The organism is Neptunomonas japonica JAMM 1380 (genome assembly GCF_016592555.1).
In the GTDB taxonomy this organism is placed as follows: Bacteria; Pseudomonadota; Gammaproteobacteria; order Pseudomonadales; family Balneatricaceae; genus Neptunomonas; species Neptunomonas japonica_A.
The window spans coordinates 1,392,592-1,414,190 of the sequence record NZ_AP014546.1 but is presented as its reverse complement, the minus strand read 5'-3'; the positions used below and the strand labels follow the sequence as shown (position 1 = coordinate 1,414,190).

Here is a 21,599-nt window from a genome sequence, read left to right as displayed (position 1 = left end):
TTATCAATGAGTTATATATTCATTTAAAGATTATATTCCACCTGATCAATAAATACTCTATTGAAATAGATAATTTTAATATTTTTTTATGTCAAGACTAATTTAATGAAATAAATATCTTTTTTGAACCTTTTAACTGGCTCGATTCTCTTCGTAAGGTTAACATGCCGATGGATTCAAATGATCGGCTAATAACATGTCTATGTCTGCAAATAGAAACAAAGAAGCTCAAAAAGTTACTATCATTGGCGCTATTCTTGATGCGTTACTCGGTTTTGCCAAAGTCATTGTCGGAGTCGCCTCCAATTCCAACGCGCTTATAGCTGACGGAATACACTCCTTCTCAGACTTACTGACCGACTTTATGGTTGTTATTATTTTCCATTTCTCTCACGAGGAGCCGGATGATGAGCACCCATGGGGACATGCCCGCTTTGAAACAATCGGTACTGTTTTTCTTGGTTGTGTCCTTATAGCAGTGGCAGGTGCAATGGCGTTTGAAAGTATTCGTGAATTTTGGACATCTTCATCAGTCCCTACTCCAGGCTGGCCTGCCTTATTAGTCGCTTTTCTATCAATTGCTAGCAAAGAGTGGATTTACCGCTACACACTAGCAGCAGGAAAAAGACTTAAGTCAGATCTATTAATAGCCAATGCATGGCATAGCCGGACTGATTCATTTTCATCTATTGTCGTTCTATTTGGTATTCTTGGTGCAATGGCTGGCTATGCATGGCTGGATATATTGGCGGCCGTCATCGTTGCTGCTTTTGTTGGAAAGATTGGCTGGGATCTTACGTGGAACAGTATTAAAGAGCTAGTTGATACCGCCTTACCTGAAGAGCGCGTTAAGGAGCTCAAAGAGACCGTCGAAGAAGTAGACGGAATTACCAATGTACACCATTTTAAAAGCCGCAATATGGGCAGCAAGAGTCTGCTAGAGATGCACATCCAGGTAGCCCCTTATTGCAGTGCATCCGAAGGTCATTGGATTGGTGATACCGCCGTTATGAAATTACTACAACGTTTTGATGATATTGGCCATGTTATCTTCCATATTGACACCTATGACGATGAAGAAGAAAGCTTCTGCCGTGTTTTACCTTTAAGAAAAGAGATAGAAGCAGCTCTTTCGGAACAAATGAGTATTTATGCGCCTAGTATGAAGAACTACCATGTCACATTACACTACTTACACGACCTAATAGAAATTGAGCTAAAGCTTGAGCACTTTGCAAACGATAGTGAACTAGCACCACCTATCTCAACCTTAAGCACTCAGCTTAATCAGTCTCTGCAAACACTCCCGTGGTTTTCAAGGCTTACCATCTGGAGTCGCTAATAATATAGAGGCGGCCTCAAGAGCCACTTCCCTACTTGGGAAGTGGTATTGCTCAGGAATCAATGTGGCAACTTTCATACGTTGTAAGATTGTTTCCACCTCAGGTTTAGCACCGACTATCAGTACATTTTGAGCAGCAAGATGGGAGTCTAAAATAACTTCCTCTAAAGCCATCGCCGTAGATACATCAATATGCGGAACGTTACTAAAATCTAGCAATAGCACTTCATGGTTTGTACAAGCCATAAGCTTATTTGATATGCCTTTAGCAGCGGCATAGCTTAGCGGCCCATTCAATTGATACAGTAAAATTCGGCCAGCCCCAGTCATCAAAATTTCACTTTCATGCTCACTCAAAAAGTGATGATCCTCTTTGTGATCTTGGACAATACGAACAGATTCTAACTGAGTCTCTGTTAAACGTCTCACGGTATAAATATTGGCAAGAAAAACACCAACAGCCACAGCTGTAATCAAATCAACAAATACCGTTAAGCCCCATACAGACACCATTAAAAAAATAACGAATAAAGGTGCTTGATGAACCCGCATCAAAAAACGCCAATCGATAATATCGATACCAACCTTAATCAATAAACCTGCCAGTACCGCCAACGGGATGTGCGCAGCAAAGGAGCCCGCCCCCAATACAATCATCAATAAAATCACTGCATGAACACAACCAGATATCGGCGTTCGGCCTCCCGCACGTATATTAACAACCGTTCGCATCGTTGCGCCCGCCCCCGGCAAACCACCAAAGAAACCTGCAACAATATTCCCTATACCTTGGCCTATCAGCTCACGGTCAGACTTATGCTGAGTACGCGTCATATTATCGGCAACTAAGGAGGTTAATAATGAGTCAATCGACCCTAACGTTGCGAGCATTAGAGATGAAATAACCATGTCTTTAACTAAGCTCAATTCAAACTCAGGCCAATGCAAAGAAGGCAAACCGGTTGGGATTTCGCCAATAACATCCACGCCAACAAATACAAAAGATAAAACGGTACCTATTACCATCGCCAACAGCGCAGGGGGTGTATATTTTCCAAGAGTTTTTGGGCAAAAGAAAACAACGCCCAATGTGAGTAACCCCAATATCAAAGCATTAAGGTTTACTGATTGCACAATCATTGGTAGCTGCTGAACAACACTTAATACATTAGCACCACTGGAGGCACCTAGTAATGGAGGTAACTGCAATAAAATAATGATTGTTCCGATACCCGTCATGAAGCCTGAAATAACGGGAAATGGCATTAGGGTAATAAACTGGCCTAAGCGAAAAACACCAAATAATATTTGAAACGCCCCACCCAACATCACGACCGTAAAGGCCATCGCCGGCCCACTCTCGGGGTCAAGTGCAACAAAGTGAGTAAAAATTCCAGCCATAACGACAGTCATAGGCCCAGTCGGGCCAGATACTTGTGAAGGAGTACCACCAAATAATGCGGCAAATAAGCCTACAAAAATTGCACCATACATACCAGCAACCGGCCCAGCGCCAGAAGAAACACCAAACGCTAACGCTAACGGTAAGGCTACAACTGCTGCCGTTAAACCACCAAAAATATCCCCTTTAAGATTATTAAAATGTAGTCCATTGAACCACTGCATATGCATCATTCCAAGGGTAAGGTTTAAAGAGAATCTGCACCCTCACCTTCCAGTCGTCAAGTAGCTTTTAGTATATATTCAAAGAGTTACGGAGCATCAATCAAAAAACCTAGCAACGCTTCTTCATCATTTACAAAATGAACTATACTCAGAAAAGTATAAAGTTTAGTGGAAATAGGCCGATGATTTGCTTATAAGAACATAATTACAGCAATAATTTAAACAAGCGTTTTACTCGTTGTTAAAACCCGCTATATTATGTAGCGTTTTTGATATTAAGTTGTACAAAAATCATGCTTGTAATGCTGAGCTTCCACAGTTAGATAAGCGAAGGGGATGTATGAAGTTTGCCGAGAATTCAACACAGTCTGCCGAGTATTTACGCCAAGCCATACCTTTAATGGTTAAGTATAATATTCCTCCCAACCCCCTAAACTATGCACTTTGGTACACTTATGTATCTAATAAAATCCCAAACCTAAACTATAAAATTGACCAAACACTCGACACCTATGGAACCTGCCCAACCCTCTTAGGAGAACAGCTGTTTCGCGAGCATGTTATTAGTGATGAAATTACAGAATCAGAAGAAGCTCAAAATCAGATAATTGCGCTAACTAATACACTTAACACACAAGTTGATCATGCCGCTAAACATACTTCTGATTTTGGTTCAGTACTGGAAGATAGCCTCAGAGGCTTAAGTGAAACTGATAATGACGACCAAGAAATAACTAGTATTATTAATCGTTTGGCTGCAAATACAGCCTCTATAAGCGAATCAACAACACTGTTCCAAAAACAGATTGCAGATGCTCAAGCAGAAATAGTTTCACTTAAAAAAGAACTACAGAAAACAAAACAAGATGCCCGCGTCGATCCTTTAACTGGTTTATTTAATCGACGTGTATTTGACTCTGAACTGGAACAAATCATTGGCGCACCTAAACATGCTGAAGCCACCTTGATAATGATAGATATCGATCACTTCAAGAAATTTAATGATGAATATGGGCATTTAATGGGCGATAAAGTTCTTCAGTATTTTGGCAAGCTACTCAAAACTGAATGCCAGAAACCGACTCTTCCCGTTCGTTTTGGTGGGGAAGAGTTTGCAATTCTCATGGTTGGAAAACATAAAAATGATGGCGCCGAGCTTGCAGAAAACTTGCGACAGAAAATACAAGCCATTCGCATAAAGCAGAAAAAATCAGGCAAGGTGATTAGCTCAATTACTGCCTCGTTTGGTATAAGCCAGCGCCTACCAGAAGAAACTGCTGAACAGATGGTTGATAGAGCTGACAAGGCCCTTTACCATGCCAAAGCCAGCGGCAGAAACCAGGTAAAAATAGCCTCATAAGATAGATAACACTAACTCAGACAAGCTCTAGAATTTACAAGCGCAGAAACTATCTGCGCTTTTTGGGTTTAAATTTCAGCAATTCGATATAAAACTGCATCGTGATAACCGGTAACAACCGGTATAACGCCAGCCAGTTCTTTATCTAGTTCAGCATCCCCGGTATCAACAATCAAGGGACGACCTCCTAGCTCGGCAAGCTTTGTCTTAGTAGCTATTACTATCAAATTATCCTTGCCTACTCGCCTAATAAGCTCAGGACTCAACTGCTGATTACCACGTCCAAGAATATGACCTTGGCCACCGATAATAGTAATGATGATTTTGGTATTGCTACCCGCTGTTTTAGCTAGTAATTCCTGCGCCGTACAATCACTAGATAATAATTTTTGATTTTCTATTAGGTCTACTCCTAATAATGTATTAGGTAACCCCAACTCTTGCATGAGCGCCTGAACAGTTGTTCCTGATCCAATAATATAACGTATATCAGGCTCCATTTGTTCAACCAGGTCTGCGGCTATATCGGTTAAAACAAGCTCCTCTACTTCCTTACCCCCGCTTTTTACATTTTGCAAGTAACGGTGCTCCTGCGGAACAAGTAACTCGCCATAGTATTTAGCACGCACTCTACCTTCGCGGAACTGCGCCTCATCAATATCGCGCACTTCTTGATCACCCAGAGTTACCAACTCTCCCCTCACCAGCATAGCAACCACTTCTCCGGCAGCCTTGGGAGTTACAGCATACACGCCCGAGTGGATCTTAACGCCAGCAGGAATACCCAAAACGGGGAATTGATCAGGTAAAGCATGGCAAATATTACGAGCTGTCCCGTCACCACCCGCGAACATAATTAGATCAACACCCTCATGGTACATTGCCAACGCCGCCTTCTCGGTATCTTCTGCCGTAGTGTGTCCTGCTTGAATACTGCCAATCACGAAAGGTTCAAACCCCGCAGACTGTGCTGCATCCTCTCCCATCTCACCAGGATATGTCACCAACTCAATAGCTAATCCAGATAGTACAGACAGTGCCGCCAGCGCACGCAGCTGTGCTTTAGGCTCTGCTCCTAGCGCCAATGCTTTACGAGCAGTTTCAGCGCCATCGCTTCCTTTTAAAGCAACGCTACCACCGACCCCTGCCAAAGGATTAATAATCAATCCTAATCTAAAGACTCGCGATGTATTATTCGTCATTGAGATAGCCTAACTCTGCTAGAAACTGTTGGTAAACAAATGCTGTGATCAGCAAATGAGTATCTTCTTCCAAGTCATCAAACTCCATTCCATGGAGTACGACACCCGCTTCAATATTTTGGATAGTGCGCAATATTGTCGGCAGCAAAATAACTTGATCAAGACCGCCCACCTGAAAACGTAACGTAATAAAAAACTTATCACTGACTTGCCCAAGCGCGCTAGGGGCATCAACTGCAATACCGTGCGCACTCATATCGTGGCTATGTAGCACTCTGGGCATCCCAAACTCTACACTTTTCTTTTCATCTTGGTGGTCAATTGATATGGCCAAATTAACAGGTATCCGCTGGTGCTTCCGAACTTGGTGGTATTCAACTGCATCTGGATATCCTAAGTGCCAATGCGGGTAAGGAGAAGGGTTAGCTTTTAATAACCGACTAACAAATGCGCAACGCCTATTACCCGCCATTAACGTTGCCGTTAACCGTGCACCTTCAAGGTTCAGCGTATTAACACTGCCTTGGGGTGCAGACACGATCACGCTGCCATTTTCTTTAAAACCTAATAACTTCAAAGTAAAACGTTTACGCGGACTTTGAAACTGGATAGAAACAGTCTCACCTATGGCAGGCATTAAGTCTTTTAATGACTTTTCTATTTGTTGATTATTAGTCGTCGGGAGCATTTATACCTCTGTATCAATAAGCCTAGCTTACGTTAAATCAATCGTAAATCCGAGGTTTTTCAATACATTAGCTTTATCTACATCACTCACACCCAGCACACGTAATGATGAAAATTCACGCCGTACCGGGTAGTTTTTACGTAACAAATCAAATAACTTAGGCTGATTTTCTTCGAGCAGTGTTTTACGTAAAGCCCGATCATCGCGATACGGGTCATAGACAATATTCATTAAGTCATGAATAGCCACATCGTTAGCCACTGTTACCTCATGTATTAAGGCTTGCGGCAAATAATGCGACAACGGTTTAGGCTGAGGAATTCCAAATATCTCACTAAAGCGACACCTCAGCATATGTGTTCCGCGCAGTTTTCCATCATAACTGTACCCTGCTATATGAGGCGTAGCGACCATCGCTTTATCAACCAGTAAAGGGTTCAATTGCGGCTCATGCTCCCACACATCTAACACCAGTGTTAAATCATCACGCCGCTCCATACAAGCGAACAATGCTGAGTTGTCAATAACCGGTCCTCTACCCGCATTAATTAGTAACGCATTTGGCTTTAATGCTAGCAACTCTTTCTCTGCTAGTAAGTGGTGCGTTGGATGTTCACCGCTTTTCACTAATGGTGTGTGTAAACAAAGGATATCAGCCTGTTGAATAACGGTATTCAAATCAACAAATCCACTTTCACCTCGTTGCTCACGAGGCGGGTCATTCATCAGCAAAGAAACACCAAGTAACCGTAAACGCTCATAAAGGCGCCCGCCAACATTACCGACACCAATAATACCTACAGTTAAATCCTTTAGCGCAACCCGACGTTCAAACAAGGTGTTATAGATAATGTTCAAGACGTACTCAACAACAGCATCAGCATTGCAGCCCGGGGCATTAAAAAAAGGAATACCTCTGCTTTTTAAATACGCTTGGTCGATATGATCAACGCCAATAGTCGCTGTCCCTACCATTTTCAGCTGTGACGCACGACTTAAAAGAGCCTCATTAACCTGCGTAATTGATCGCACCAAAAGCACATCAGCACCTTCTAATTGCTCAGGACTTAGCTCCCTTCCTGCCACCCTGTCTAACTCAATTTGCATACCTGTATCAGCACCAAACATAGACTCAAGGGCCGGAATATTCTCATCAGCCACTATTTTTACAATGTTCTTTGACAACTTACACTCCTACGCTTTACAAATGCTGCAGATTAAGGCTCAATTCGCGCCATTATAAATCCTCAGACAATTTATTACATAACCCATTAAATGGTACAGCCCCCTTGATCGTACACTGGCGAAAAAATCAAGAGTATCTCGTGATACGACTCTACCAAGACCTTGTCGGTGATTGGATTGTTTCTCAAAGTCGCGGGCGTCTACAATCAACCATCAAACAAGAATACATGCGTTCAATTCTTACCTCATATTCAGAAGCACGCTCACTTGTGCTTTCGCTTAATAAACAGCAACGTAAATTAGGCTATAAAACAATGGGGATTACTGAAAAGCAGCTAGGCTTTCAGTTCGATTGAACACTGACCAAATACACTCTCCGCGTTACCATTAATACAGTAATTATTTACCCTTATTCGTAGATTCCTGCTTCACTCTCTTTTATAGTCTCTTCATCGCGATACAAAAATTCGGCACTTTTCAAGAGAGATGTAATATGAGCAATATTGATTTTGGCCCTATGCCTGATAAAGATGGTTTTTTTGGACAATACGGTGGCCAGATAATTCCTCCTGAACTCAAAGCCATTATGGACGAAATAGACCAAGCATACGAAGAAATCAGGAAGCTACCAGAGTTCCAGCAAGAGCTTGAAATGCTACTTACTGACTATGTAGGTCGACCAAGCCCTTTATATTTTGCCCGCCGTCTTTCAGATAAAATTGGCGGTGCCCGAATCTTTCTCAAGCGAGAAGACTTAAATCATACGGGTGCGCACAAAATTAATCACTGTCTTGGCGAAGCACTACTCGCAAAGTATATGGGTAAAACCAAAGTCATTGCAGAAACAGGGGCAGGTCAGCATGGAGTTGCCTTAGCAACAGCCTGTGCATTAGTCGGTATTCCTTGTGAAATCCATATGGGTCAGGTTGATATAGAAAAAGAACACCCAAATGTCACAAAAATGAAAATCTTGGGCTGCACACTTATCCCTGTAACACGTGGCACAGCAACACTAAAAGACGCTGTTGATAGCGCCTTTGAAGAATACCTTAAAGATCCGGTTAATTTCATCTATGCCATTGGTTCAGTTGTTGGTCCTCACCCTTTCCCTAAAATGGTGCGTGACTTTCAAAGCGTCATTGGTCGTGAAGCACGTGAGCAATTTTTAGCAAAAGAAAATCAACTACCAAACTTCATCACCGCTTGTGTCGGTGGTGGCTCTAACGCTATGGGGTTATTTACCGAGTTTTTGAATGATGAAAATGTAAACATTGTCGGCGTTGAACCCTCAGGTAAAGGATTAGACACGCCACATCATTCAGCCACTATGAGTAAAGGCTCTCCAGGTGAGATACATGGTTTTAAATGCTATGTATTACAAGATAGCGACGGCCAACCTCTGCCTGTCCACTCAATTGCATCAGGGCTAGATTATCCAGGTGTTGGACCACAGCACTGCCACCTTAAAGACCTTGAACGCGTTCAATATGATGTAGCAAGTGATGAAGAATGCCTTGATGCATTTATGTTGCTATCACGGGTTGAAGGGATTATCCCGGCACTAGAGAGCGCACATGCCGTTGCTTGGGCTATTCGCAAAGCTGCCACGCTGACACCTGAACAAACCATCTTGGTAAACCTTTCAGGCCGTGGTGATAAAGACGCCGACTACGTTGCAGAGATGCTGGGACTGTAAGCGCTAAAATACATAGAAAGGGTTAGATATCATCTAGCAACTAGTTAGTTGCTGATTTGTAATAATCTAATTCTTTCTATTCTACTCCCCCCTCCTTAAAACCTAAGTTATTTCAAGCTACCAGTAACTTGGGTATTATCAATACTTACCGGCTCTTTAAATCACCCCATCTCGATCAATCCGGCATGTACTATAAATGACTACAATTACCCATAAAAACAGCTTACTACTCAACCCGGTTCTTATTACGGGGTGTATCATCTTACTTGTGAGCTTCTCTATTCGCGCTTCATTTGGTCTGTTCCAAATACCTATTGCAACAGAATTTAATTGGCTGAGAGCCGACTTCTCTTTTGCTATCGCCATACAGAATTTGTTTTGGGGGATTGGTCAGCCATTATTTAGCGCTTTGGCTGAAAAGTATGGCGACAAAAAAGCGATTGTTGCAGGTGTCGCATGCTATGTAACCGGGTTGGTATTATCAGCATTTGCTATTACACCTGGCCAACACCAACTGCTCGAAATTCTTGTCGGCTTTGGCATTGCCGGAACGGGCTTTGGTGTTATTCTTGCTATTGTTGGTCGAGCAGTCTCTGATAAGTACCGCTCTTTAGCGTTAGGCATTACTACCGCAGCAGGTTCAGCAGGACAAATTGTCGGCCCGCCTATAACGCAGCATTTATTACAGCAAATGCCTTGGCAGTCAGTTTTCATAGCCCTTGCAGGTTTTGTTCTTGTATCCCTAGTAGCTCTATTTTTTATGCGCATTCCTGCACCACCCACCAAGCAGCAAAGCGATGAGAAAATGAGCAAGGTAATTATGCAGGCGGTCAAAGACCCTTCCTTTGCATTTATTTTTATTGGCTTCTTTTCCTGCGGCTACCAATTAGCATTTATTACGGCACATTTCCCCGCATTTATTACGGAAATGTGTAGTGTCGTTACCCCTGGCAGCGTCATTCAATCATTAGGGGTTTCTTCAACGTCAACCCTCGGCGCTATTGCCATAGCCCTGATAGGTGTCTCAAATATTGTAGGGACCATACTGGCAGGCTGGCTTGGCAGTAAATACTCACGCAAGTATTTATTATCAGGCATCTATTTGATGCGCACCATCGTTGCTGCTGTATTCATTCTCAACCCCGTCACCCCTGAATCGGTCGTACTTTTTTCTATCTTAATGGGCGCCCTATGGCTAGCAACAGTCCCGCTTACATCAGGTCTTGTTGCTCAGATTTACGGGTTACGCTACATGGGCACGCTATACGGCTTGGTATTTTTCTCACACCAGCTAGGCGGTTTCATTGGCGTATGGCTTGGCGGAACAATGTTCGATCTATATGGCAACTACACACTAGTATGGTGGGTTGGTATTGGCGTCGGTGCTCTTTCAGCATTGGTCCACCTACCCATCCAAGAGCGTCCTTGGGCCGAACGGCAGCCTCAATTGACAGCTTCTTAACAAATTTTTACTGAAAAATGGATAGCGTTCTCTGATACTATCGAGCCCTATTCATTCAATAGGATTATCTTTGTATGACGGCTTCAACAGTAAATATAATCGCGGCTTATGCGAAAATTGACCAAGATAATAGTGAGCAACTTCAACAAAAAATTGCGCACTACCAATCTTCTGTAGACGCCATTACAGCGCTAGGCATAACGCCAACACAACTCACCATTGAACCTCTATCTACTGATTGGCACAGTGAATTACAGCCTAATCACTTTCGTAGCGGCTGCGCTCCGATCATGGCACTGGAGCATGCTCAACAGTTAATAAGCCAAGGACACCAAGCGGTCATCATTCGTGGTGATGATGCAGTAAAAAGCGGTTACCAGCGTGAAGAACGTCACCAGCTGATGTCTGTTTATGCTGATGACTACTCCATTGCTCAGTTATACAACGACCTTGCTGATGAGTTCATAAAATATCACAACATTAGTGATACTAAATTTCTTGAGCTTGCTGAAGCATTATTTACTAACCACAGTCGCAGCCATTACATTGCTAAACAACAGCAGCGCGCTCACTTCCCTACCCCAGACACCAAATGGTTTAACCATGTCACTAAGCTATTTCGTGGCGTTGATTGCGCTAATCCACTGGTAGATTTCTCCGGACGTTTATTACTGTGCAGCGAAGCACTCACCCAACAACTCAATATTGATAAAAACCACACTGTTAGCGTTTCGGGTGTTGGTTTAGGCCTACTCGATATTGACGAAAAGCAACAACTCCCTCTGATTGCCCGCTATGAGCATTTATCTCACGCCTACCAGCAAGCATGCTTACAGGCTGATGTAGACCTCAATTCGCTTATAGCGAAAGACAAAGTGCTTATGGAAATTTATACCTGCTACCCAGTGGTACCTCTAGCATTTCTTGTAAGCAGTGGATTGATAAAATCGCTGAATGATGCCTCTGCATTTATAAGCCAACATTTAATGACTATTACGGGTGGCATGAACTTAGCTAGGGCGCCTTGGAATAACCCTGCACTTAACGGATTAATCGAAATGTACCATCTATTAAATTCAAAAACGGCTTCCTCTTCGGGGAAAAATCAATACGGCTTAGTACATGGTAATGGAGGCCTAGGTTATCGCCAGGGGGTAGCAATATTAGAATCTAAATAAAATTTTAAGCTTTTAAAAGCCTGACAAAGAATAACTTACGAAGCTTAAACTTGCTCCTTTGCACATTTAAACTAGACTTAAATCAATAGGTTTGGGCTAGGCATAGGGGCAATTATTTTGAAGCTATTTTCAACCATATTACTTTCAAGTGCTTTAACACTATCCACGTTTGCTAGCGAAGCCGATTCCGTTTTAAACGCTCCTATAAATAAAACTGCCTCTTGTAAACTAATTCGAGCCAGTGGAAATGCTGAATACCCACCTTACCTATGGCACTCGGATAAATCAGTTTATTTACATGGCGCGATTGCTATGCTTTTGAAAGAACTAGCACAAGAGATAAACACCGAGATTGAGTTGGTTTACAGTGGCCCTTGGGGCCGCGTACAAGAAGATGTTGCAGCAGGTCGCATTGATATGATTGCGGGGGCCTTTTTTACATTACCGCGCACACATTACATGGACTACGTTTATCCAGATATGATGCGAACTAAAACAGCTGTCTGGGTGAACACCAAAAACCCATTCCCTTTTACACAATGGAAAGATCTAAAAAACTATCGTGGTGTCACTGTTATCAATAATAGCTTTGGTCAAGAGTTCGATGAGTACGCCAAGAAACAGCTTACAATTGAAGAAGTAGGGAGCCTTGATCAAGGACTTCGCATGCTGAGTGCCAACCGCGTAGATTATCTTATTTATGAAGAGAACCCTGGGAAAGCTTACGCACAAAAATTGAACATTCGAAATTTACAAGCGATGCCCTTAGAGATAACCCGCCAAAGCCTTTATCTGACAATGTCTAAACAATCTGCATGCAACTCATCTGAATTGAGAGCCAAAATTTCAAAAGCTTTGAAAAAATTCACTCAAGAAAAGAGAGCTGAGTTTTTGATAGCACGTGCTCATACACTTTGGTCTGATAAGCAACAAGACCCATAACTCTCATTTTCAGGAAGATGTATGAGATATAAGCCTAATAACTCGATTAGCTATCGATTTCTATTAAAAATACTGCCCGCTTTCTTTTTAGTATCATTGATTTTTTTAGCTGCACTATCTTATTTTGAACTCAACAAGGCTAAAAAAGCCCACAACCAACTAGTTCAAGAAAAAACTGATAACTTGGCTCGCTTACTGACAGAGCCAGTATGGCAACTTTCTACTAAATTATCTTCAAATATTCTCAAAGCAACAATGGATGATTCTGATATTACTTGCATCAAACTTGAGCAAGATTCAGATATAACGCCATTAATAATAGAGGGAGAATGCGAGGATCTCTCTTCAGAAGAAATAATAAACTTTACCAGCCCCATTATTTATCTAGATTTGCGTAATACGAGTAGACATCTAGGAACGGTTCATCTTTATAGTGAGAGTACAACGCAATGGAGCAGCATAACAAAACAGCTAAAAGCATTAGCAGCGCTATCCCTTACACTCTTTTTCACACTAATTATTATCACCTCAGCCGCCTTTCGTAGCACGATCATTACACCATTATCACGTGTTTCCGAATCCTTGAAATCTTATCGCCAAACAGGCCAACGCAAACCCGTTAACTGGGATTCAACCGACGAACTTGGCCAACTAATCAACAATTACAACCGTAATCTAATCGAACAGACTAAAACCGAAGCAGCTCTAAAAGAATCCCACCTAAAAACAGAGAACGCTTTATTAAGCCTGAAAGAAGCACAAACTAACCTAATTCAATCGGAAAAAATGGCTTCACTAGGTAGCTTAGTTGCTGGCATAGCACATGAGATCAATACTCCACTAGGTAACAGCCTCACTGTTGCCACTACTGTTTCAGACATCACACGTAACATCAGCAAAGATATTGAATCAGGCACTCTAACAAAGAGCGCACTGAATAATTTTATCGAATCCATTAACGAAGCATCCACCATCTTAGAACGAAACTTAGGAACAGCAGCTACACAAATACGCAATTTTAAAAATGTAGCAGTTGATCAGACTAGCGAAAAACGTCGCAAATTTGATGTAAAGCAGGTTATCGAAGAGATTATCTACACACTAAATCCCCAAATTAAACACACTCCTTTTGAGGTAAAAGTATCAGTACCACCCAATATCAGTCTAGATAGTTACCCTGGGCCACTAGGGCAAATCATTACAAATTGTTTTAATAATACGTTATTGCATGGCTTCGAAGGAAAGAGTAGTGGATTAATCCGCATAAAAGCAGATCTTGTTAATGAGAAGTATTTATCACTTGTAATCTCCGATAATGGCAATGGAATGTCACCAACAGAGTGCGAGAAGGCCTTCGACCCATTTTTTACAACAAAGTTAGGATGTGGAGGTTCCGGCTTAGGGCTAAATCTAGTCTATAATCTAACAACAACCATTCTCGGTGGAACTGTTGAAATTAAAAGTACGATAGATATGGGTGTAACACTGAATTTTAAGTTTCCCATTAGCGCACCCAGTGCACAAAAAACTCAAGGCCATATATAGGTATGCGGACTCCGGAAAATAACGACCTGATAGCATTTGCTAATGAAACAGTGTCAGCTGACTCTATTTCAAGCCACGCTCATTGGCGTATCCTCATTGTTGATGATGAACCCGAAGTTCACGAGGCGACACGTTTTGCGCTTAAGGACCAACTAATTCTAGGAAGATCACTTGATATCACCAGCGTATATACAGCCGAAGAAGCTAGAGTATGCTTAAAACAGAGCGACCAATTCGCCTGCATTTTGCTCGATGTTGTCATGGAAACACCAGATGCGGGGCTACTACTTGTCGGATTTATTCGCGACACGCTAAAAGAAGATACTTCACGAATCATACTTAGAACCGGGCAACCTGGTTACGCCCCTGAAGTCGATGTTATAGAAAAATACGATATTAATGATTACAAGTCGAAAGACGAATTAACACGTAACCACTTGATCACAACCATTACTTCATCTATCCGATCTTTCCAACAAATAAAGACCATTAAAGCCAATAAAACAGGCCTTGCAATGATCATTGATGGAGCGCCCAACCTTTTTCGTGAAAGGGCCGTTGGTTCATTTGCCCAAGGAGTATTGCTACAACTGTGTAGCTTGTTACAAATAGAAAACAACAGCTTTTTATGCTGCCATGAAGATAGCAACACGCAGGCCATTAAAGTGCTTGCTGCTTTCGGGAGTTACTCATTATTACATGGGGAAACAATCAATACAGATGAACACACAGCATTAAATAAAGACATTATGCATGTACTGAATACTAAGCAACACCTATTCAGTGAACACCATGTAATGCTATATATGCAATCACCTCACTCTGACACGCTCGTAGTACGTGTTGAAACTAAACGTTTATTGACAGAAATAGATTTACATTTACTCGAACTATTTTCTGTCAGTGTATCTGTTGGCTTTGATAACGCTCGTCTTTTTGAAAAAATGGAAGAATTAGCTTATATAGATACACTCACAAAACTACCTAACAGAACGGGCCTAATTTACCAACTAGAAAAACAGATTGAGACGCAGTCTGGTTTCACCCTACTGCTCGCTGATATAGATACATTTCAAACGGTAAACGATGGATTAGGTTACCAAATTGGTGATTTAACACTCATAACAATGGCTCAACATTTGAAAGCTCTATTTGGGCCGACATGTTTATTAGGTCGAGTATCAGCTGATACCTTTTGTATAGATATACCCTGCACAGATAAAAAATTCATAGCTGAAAAATTGGAAGAGCTAGAGGCCTCTCTTGAACATAGCTTTTCTATTCAAGGCTACGAAATCCCTTTAAGCCTGACTATTGGCATAGCAACCTTCCCACAACATGGAAAAAATGCAGACACGTTGTTACAAAATGCCAGCATTGCCCTTAAGTATGCGAAGAAAAAACACCGTGCTGGTTACTCAGAATTTGGAAAGGAATTCGAACAAGAACTACAGCAGCGCTTACATATGGCTGCCGAGCTTAGACACTGTGTAGAGCGTAACGAGCTACATCTAATGTACCAGGCTCAGATTTGTCTTAAAACAAAAAGAATACTGGGAGCAGAAGCGCTCGTTCGCTGGACTCACAAAGGCCAAATTATTCCTCCCAATGACTTTATTTCAACAGCTGAATCATCTGGATACATTGTGCCAATGGGTTACTGGATTCTTGAAGAAGCCTGTCGACAACAAGTAGAGTGGAAAACAGAATTAAGCTATGAAATTACTATCGCCGTGAATGTTTCTATACGGCAACTAAAAGATCCACAATTCTTAAAACGTACTGATCAAATTTTAGAAAAGACCGGTATCAACCCAAGTTCGTTGGAAATAGAAGTTACCGAGTCTATGATGATGGAAGATAACAATACTTTACACTCTGTACTTAACGACATCCGCAAACGTGGTATTCAAGTAGCGTTAGACGATTTCGGTACTGGCTACTCATCTCTTAGCTACCTACAACAATTACCTATTGACCACCTTAAAATTGATCAATCTTTTATCAGCAAAATAACAAAGAGTAGTCAAGATAGTGCCATTACCGCACTCATGATTAGCATTGGAGAGCTGCTCAACCTTAAAGTTATCGCCGAAGGGGTTGAGACCTATGAGCAACAAGAGGAGTTAATAAAACTAGGCTGTAGTGAAGCTCAAGGATACTTCTATTCCAAACCCATAAGTAAAACAGAATTTATAAAACTACTCACAACCATGAATCAATAGTTTCTATACGCTACTATTGATTCAGCTAATATTGTTCCGTTTTCTAAATGATAATTGTCATATACTGACTTATGGAATGGCTTGCTGATAACGCTTATGCAAAATACCGACGCGCTTAACATAGGCTTGTGTTTCGGCATAAGGTGGGATGCCATTGTATTTTCTAACCGCTCCAGGCCCTGCATTGTAAGCTGCTGTAGCACGAGAAATATCTCCTTGGTACATAGCAAGCAATGCTCCTAAGTACTTAACGCCCCCTTGAATATTCTGCGCTGCATCCAAAGAGTTACTTACACCCAACTCCTTAGCGGTAGCAGGCATCAATTGCATTAGTCCCTGGGCACCTTGACTTGAAACTGCCCGAGAATTAAAAGAGGACTCTGCATGCATAACCGCACGCACTAACGCAGGATCAACAGCATGTTTTTTTGCGCTTTGAGTAACATCAGCAGTATACGAAGTAAGATTCAATGGTGTGTTGTGCCAATTAACACTGGAGCTTGGGTTACAAGCAAAGCATGCAAACTTAAGCGTCGCAAACTGCGTTCCCCTTTTAGGCTTTTTATCAGAAAATGTCAGAACACCATTCGACTCACGATACTTATATATAGATTCATAAGTATTCTTTTTACGCGAGCGACTCTTGCTTATACTCCCCACACCTCTCGACTGCCCACTAGATATATTAGTGTATTCAATAACACCATCAGCGCGCACAATTTTACGTATGCCTTCTGCCGCCATCACTGCATGAGCCGGTAGCATTAAGCATGTCATTAACACTACGCGAGTAATCTGCTTATTCAATCATTGTCCCCTAAAAACCGGGTGAATAAAGCCAACCCAAATGGGGTTTGAATAAAGCGCTTGTATAAAAGTGCATACCAACCGCTAAAAAGCTATCTAGATTAAATATAGTCACAAATAATTGATTCAGCGACCTAACAACAATAGAAAAATCATATCAATCACTAACACCTTGTAGCTCACACTTTTAGCGCAGTTCCACACTTGATTTCACGTAATGCAAAGTTTGAATTTACTTGAGAGATTCCTTCCAAGGGAAAGACTTTATCGTTTAAAAATTGATCGTATGCTTTTATATCCGAAACCATCACACGCAATACAAAATCCGCATTGCCCGCAACCGCATAGCACTGCAGTACTTCTTCACAAACCGCCATCGCCTCCTCAAACGCTTTTGTGTGAATAACTGAGTGGCGTAACAGTGACACCATCACTAAAACACACAAGCCTTGTTGCACTATGTCAGCATCTACCAGCGCCACATATTTACGAATAGCTTTTGATTCTTCTAAAGCTTTGACCCGTCGCCAACACGCCGCAGCAGACAAACCAACCTCGTCCGCTAGATGCTGATTACTGATTCGGCCGTCTTGCTGAAGAATTCGCAAAATATGTCGATCAAAAGAATCCATATAAATAAACTCACAGAATAAGAAACAATCTCTCTATTTTAATACAAATAAAGAAATAAGATTTCATATTATTACTATTTTACACACTAATAAGAAAGCACCTTTCTAAAAAAACCACCTAAACTGGTTAAATAATCAACAATAAAAGCAGCTATCACTATGACGAGTCCAACATCTACATCTGTCGCTTCTGTATCTATAACATCAAATGCAAATACCACCACAGCTACAGCCATACCTGATCAGCTAGATAACTACGCTCTTAATGACCGTTATACACGTACTCAGGGGCGAGTGTTTCTAACCGGTACGCAAGCACTCGTTCGCATTCCATTAGTCCAAGCTCAGTTGGATAAAAAAATGGTTTAAATACTGGCGGCTTTATCAGTGGCTATAGAGGTTCACCTTTAGGTGGTTATGATCAGGCGTTATGGTCTGCTAAACCATTATTGAAGCAACACAACGTTGAGTTCATTCCTGCTATCAATGAAGACCTAGCAGCGACGCTTGTGCTTGGTACCCAACAAGTTGAGACAGACCCAGACAAAAACGTTGATGGCGTGTTTTCCATTTGGTACGGGAAAGGTCCCGGTGTTGATAGAGCGGGCGATGCGTTAAAGCACGGCAATACCTATGGAAGCTCCCCTCATGGTGGCGTTTTAGTCATTGCTGGTGATGACCACGGTTGTGTTTCATCTTCTATGCCACATCAGTCCGACGTTGCTTTTATGGCGTGGTTTATGCCAACTATTAACCCAGCGAGCATTGCTGAATATGAAGAGTTTGGCCTTTGGGGATACGCACTGTCTCGTTTTTCAGGCATGTGGGTGGGCTTTAAAGCGATCTCAGAAACCGTAGAAAGCGCTTGTAGTGTTGAGTTAAAAGCACTCCCTACATTTAAAACCCCAAACGATTTCACACCACCCGACCAAGGCTTACATTATCGTTGGCCTGACCTTCCCGGACCACAACTAGAAACACGCATTGAGCACAAACTTGCAGCCGTTCAAGCCTTTGCCAGAGCGAACCCTATTGATAAAAAAATCATTACATCTGCCAATCCCAAACTAGGTATTGTTAGTACCGGCAAGGCACACCTAGACTTAATGGAAGCGCTTGAGCTACTCGGTCTACCTGAACAAACACTGTCTGATTTAGGCATTGAAATTCTCAAAGTTGGGCTCGTCTGGCCACTCGAAAAAAATGGCATGCTGGACTTTATTCATGGCAAGCAAGAGATCCTTGTTATAGAAGAAAAACGCGGCATTATTGAAAGCCAAATTAAAGAAGCGATGTCTGAACCCGACCGCCCAGGGGAAGTATTAATTACCGGCAAGCAAGATGAAAACGGCCAGCCGTTGATTCCTTACGTGGGTGAACTTAGCCCCTCTTTACTCGCCTCTTTTCTATCAGCACGTCTAGAGCGCTTGTTTGGCTTTACTTTTACCGATGAACTTGAGCAGATTAAAGAATCCGGTGTCACCGTAAAAGACCCAGGTGGTGTACGCCGCATGCCCTACTTCTGCTCGGGATGCCCACACAACCGCTCAACCAAAGTCCCTGAAGGCAGCAAAGCACTCGCCGGTATTGGTTGTCACTTTATGGCGTCGTGGATGGGACGTGATACAGAGTCTCTCATCCAAATGGGTGGCGAAGGTGTTAACTGGGCCAGTAAATCACGCTTTACCGGTAATGGTCATATTTTCCAGAACCTAGGAGAAGGCACTTACTTCCACTCAGGCTCTATGGCCATTCGCCAGTCGATTGCTGCTGACTCCAATATCACCTACAAGATTCTATTTAATGATGCGGTTGCCATGACAGGCGGGCAGCCAGTCGATGGGCAAATCACTGTTCCAGCCATTGCACAACAAGTGCATTCTGAAGGCGCTAAACGTGTTGTCGTACTCAGCGATGAGCCTGAAAAATATCAGGGCCACGAAAGCCAATTTCCAAAAGCAACAAGCTTTTTTCACCGTGATGAGCTTGATGCCGTTCAGCGTGAGTTACGCGAGATAAAAGGCGTGACCATTCTTATTTATGACCAAACCTGTGCTGCCGAAAAGCGACGTCGCCGTAAACGTGGCCAGTTCCCTGACCCGGCTAAACGCGTCCTGATTAATCACCATGTCTGTGAAAGCTGTGGCGACTGCTCTGTGCAATCAAACTGTTTATCTATCGTGCCTCGTGTCACAAAGATGGGGGTTAAACGCCAGATAGACCAATCTTCATGTAATAAAGACTTCAGCTGCGTCAATGGATTTTGCCCAAGCTTTGTCACTATCGAAGGTGGCCAGCTACGTAAACCAAAGGGGCTCAGTGCTAACGCTGTCACTGAGCAACTCAGCAAAATATCGAGTCCACTCATACCACCACTGAGTGGAACCTATGATTTACTCGTCAGTGGTGTAGGCGGTACCGGTGTTGTGACCGTAGGTGCGTTAATAACAATGGCAGCACATCTGGAAGGCAAAGGCTCAAGCGTACTCGACTTCATGGGATTCGCTCAAAAAGGAGGCGCAGTACTCAGCTATGTGCGCGTTGCACCTTCACCTGAGAATATTCATCAAGTACGAACTGACCACGGCCGTGCAGATGCACTTATCGCATGTGACATCGTGGTAGCGTCCTCGGCTAAAGCACTGGATGTATTACGCCACAACCATACCAAAGCGGTTGTTAACCTTGCAGAAATGGCGACTGCGGATCACGTGCTTTATCGTGATGCCGATATTGAAAGTAGTAAACGGGTAAACCTGCTTGCAGATGCCGTAGGCGATAGCCAATTTTCCACATTGGATGCAAATACCCTCGCGCTGCATTTATTAGGCGATACGGTGTTTTCAAATGTAATGATGTTGGGTTACGCATGGCAGAAAGGCCTTATCCCTATCTCTCAAACAGCACTTATTCGCGCCATTGAACTCAATGCCGTGGCTGTTGAGAAAAACAAAACAGCCTTCAACTGGGGGCGTTTAGCCGCAACAATGCCAGAATACGTAACGCAAGCGGCAAACCCACAACCCAGCCAAGCTACTGAAACCCTTGACCAGAAAATCCAACGCTTAACAAACACGCTTGTAAGCTACCAAAACAAAGCGCTCGCGGATGAGTACTTACAACACGTCAACTGTATTCGCCAGCTCGACAACCAACTTCACCAACAACAAGGCGCCGATAACAACGAACAGCTTACTGATATTGTCACCACACAGCTGTACCGCTTAATGGCAACCAAAGACGAATATGAAGTTGCTCGTTTATATACCAATACTGATTTTCTTAAAGAAGTGGCTGATACGTTTGAAGGTGACTATAAAATCAATTTCAACTTCGCTCCACCCATTTTAGGGGGTAAAGTTGCCAATGGGCGACCTGTTAAGCGTCAATTTGGCCCCTGGATGTTGAAATCCTTACGAATGCTCGCCAAAATGCGCGGCATACGCCACACAATGCTCGACCCTTTTCGCTTTTCTGCTGACCGAAAACTGGACAGACAGCTGTTAGCCAGCTACAAACAAGTGATAACAATGCTACAAAGCGGTACGACACAGCACAATTACGATACCGCGTTACAGCTTGCCAACCTTCCAAAAGAGGTTCGCGGATATGGGCCGGTTCGGGAAGCAGCTGCCGAAAAAGCTGAAAAGCAGCTTAAAGCATTGATGGCACAGTACCAACAAGCCCCAAAAGGCGCAGGAGAATAGCT

The 21,599-nt window shown here is 42.6% G+C and carries 17 protein-coding genes; 11 read left to right on the top strand and 6 right to left on the bottom strand.

Annotated elements, in window-relative coordinates; all coding sequences use genetic code 11:
- Positions 1-196: 196 nt before the first annotated feature.
- Complete coding sequence (locus NEJAP_RS06375) at positions 197-1,342, top strand: cation diffusion facilitator family transporter (protein WP_201349823.1); 1,146 nt, start codon at positions 197-199, stop codon at positions 1,340-1,342.
- On the opposite strand, the gene NEJAP_RS06370 is transcribed toward NEJAP_RS06375, so the two are convergent.
- Positions 1,316-2,968 (bottom strand): SulP family inorganic anion transporter, encoded by a 1,653-nt coding sequence (locus NEJAP_RS06370; RefSeq protein ID WP_201349822.1) that lies wholly within the window; start codon positions 2,966-2,968, stop codon positions 1,316-1,318. The genes NEJAP_RS06375 and NEJAP_RS06370 overlap by 27 nt on opposite strands.
- A 340-nt stretch (positions 2,969-3,308) precedes the next feature.
- Here NEJAP_RS06370 and NEJAP_RS06365 point away from each other — a divergent pair, with 340 nt between their 5' ends.
- On the top strand, positions 3,309-4,328 hold the full coding sequence (locus NEJAP_RS06365; protein WP_201349821.1) for a GGDEF domain-containing protein: 1,020 nt from the start codon (positions 3,309-3,311) through the stop codon (positions 4,326-4,328).
- Between the two features lie 68 nt (positions 4,329-4,396).
- Here the strand turns inward: NEJAP_RS06365 and NEJAP_RS06360 are convergent, their stop codons facing one another.
- The 3 genes from NEJAP_RS06360 to NEJAP_RS06350 are packed head-to-tail and all read right to left on the bottom strand — an operon-like array spanning position 4,397 to position 7,403.
- A complete protein-coding gene (locus NEJAP_RS06360) occupies positions 4,397-5,530 on the bottom strand; it encodes an ATP-NAD kinase family protein (protein WP_201349820.1) in 1,134 nt (377 codons plus the stop codon).
- The gene (locus NEJAP_RS06355; RefSeq protein WP_201349819.1) at positions 5,520-6,218 is read right to left on the bottom strand and encodes a flagellar brake protein; all 699 of its coding nucleotides are present in this window, start codon (positions 6,216-6,218) and stop codon (positions 5,520-5,522) included. The genes NEJAP_RS06360 and NEJAP_RS06355 overlap by 11 nt, the downstream gene beginning before the upstream one ends.
- 27 nt (positions 6,219-6,245) lie before the next feature.
- The gene (locus NEJAP_RS06350; RefSeq protein WP_236591088.1) at positions 6,246-7,403 is read right to left on the bottom strand and encodes a 4-phosphoerythronate dehydrogenase; all 1,158 of its coding nucleotides are present in this window, start codon (positions 7,401-7,403) and stop codon (positions 6,246-6,248) included.
- 140 nt (positions 7,404-7,543) lie between these two features.
- Between NEJAP_RS06350 and NEJAP_RS06345 the strand changes: the two genes are divergently transcribed.
- From NEJAP_RS06345 to NEJAP_RS06315, 7 genes are all read left to right on the top strand, one after another.
- The gene (locus tag NEJAP_RS06345) at positions 7,544-7,759 is read left to right on the top strand and encodes a hypothetical protein (RefSeq protein ID WP_236591087.1); all 216 of its coding nucleotides are present in this window, start codon (positions 7,544-7,546) and stop codon (positions 7,757-7,759) included.
- Between the two features lie 137 nt (positions 7,760-7,896).
- The gene (gene trpB / locus NEJAP_RS06340; RefSeq protein ID WP_201349817.1) at positions 7,897-9,099 is read left to right on the top strand and encodes a tryptophan synthase subunit beta; all 1,203 of its coding nucleotides are present in this window, start codon (positions 7,897-7,899) and stop codon (positions 9,097-9,099) included.
- 196 nt (positions 9,100-9,295) lie between these two features.
- Positions 9,296-10,561: an MFS transporter gene (locus NEJAP_RS06335; protein ID WP_201349816.1), complete on the top strand. Its 1,266-nt coding sequence runs from the start codon at positions 9,296-9,298 to the stop codon at positions 10,559-10,561.
- 74 nt (positions 10,562-10,635) lie between these two features.
- Complete coding sequence (locus NEJAP_RS06330; RefSeq protein WP_201349815.1) at positions 10,636-11,739, top strand: hypothetical protein; 1,104 nt, start codon at positions 10,636-10,638, stop codon at positions 11,737-11,739.
- Positions 11,740-11,856: 117 nt separating this feature from the next.
- Positions 11,857-12,681 carry a substrate-binding periplasmic protein gene (locus NEJAP_RS06325; RefSeq protein WP_201349814.1) on the top strand — a complete coding sequence of 275 codons (825 nt, stop codon included), beginning with the start codon at positions 11,857-11,859 and terminating at the stop codon, positions 12,679-12,681.
- 21 nt (positions 12,682-12,702) lie between these two features.
- Positions 12,703-14,226, top strand: coding sequence for an ATP-binding protein (locus NEJAP_RS06320; RefSeq protein ID WP_201349813.1), 1,524 nt, complete (start codon positions 12,703-12,705; stop codon positions 14,224-14,226).
- Between the two features lie 2 nt (positions 14,227-14,228).
- The gene (locus NEJAP_RS06315; protein WP_201349812.1) at positions 14,229-16,451 is read left to right on the top strand and encodes an EAL domain-containing protein; all 2,223 of its coding nucleotides are present in this window, start codon (positions 14,229-14,231) and stop codon (positions 16,449-16,451) included.
- A 69-nt stretch (positions 16,452-16,520) separates the two neighbouring features.
- Here NEJAP_RS06315 and NEJAP_RS06310 read toward each other — a convergent pair whose 3' ends face one another.
- Together NEJAP_RS06310 and NEJAP_RS06305 are read right to left on the bottom strand one after the other, a co-directional pair.
- A complete protein-coding gene (locus NEJAP_RS06310; protein ID WP_236591086.1) occupies positions 16,521-17,258 on the bottom strand; it encodes a lytic transglycosylase domain-containing protein in 738 nt (245 codons plus the stop codon).
- 179 nt (positions 17,259-17,437) lie between these two features.
- Positions 17,438-17,890 (bottom strand): Lrp/AsnC family transcriptional regulator, encoded by a 453-nt coding sequence (locus NEJAP_RS06305; RefSeq protein ID WP_201349811.1) that lies wholly within the window; start codon positions 17,888-17,890, stop codon positions 17,438-17,440.
- 159 nt (positions 17,891-18,049) lie between these two features.
- Between NEJAP_RS06305 and NEJAP_RS19345 the strand changes: the two genes are divergently transcribed.
- Both NEJAP_RS19345 and NEJAP_RS06300 read left to right on the top strand, forming a co-directional pair.
- Positions 18,050-18,259 carry a hypothetical protein gene (locus tag NEJAP_RS19345; protein ID WP_236591085.1) on the top strand — a complete coding sequence of 70 codons (210 nt, stop codon included), beginning with the start codon at positions 18,050-18,052 and terminating at the stop codon, positions 18,257-18,259.
- A 14-nt stretch (positions 18,260-18,273) separates the two neighbouring features.
- Positions 18,274-21,597: an indolepyruvate ferredoxin oxidoreductase family protein gene (locus NEJAP_RS06300; RefSeq protein ID WP_236591132.1), complete on the top strand. Its 3,324-nt coding sequence runs from the start codon at positions 18,274-18,276 to the stop codon at positions 21,595-21,597.
- Positions 21,598-21,599 lie beyond the last annotated feature (2 nt).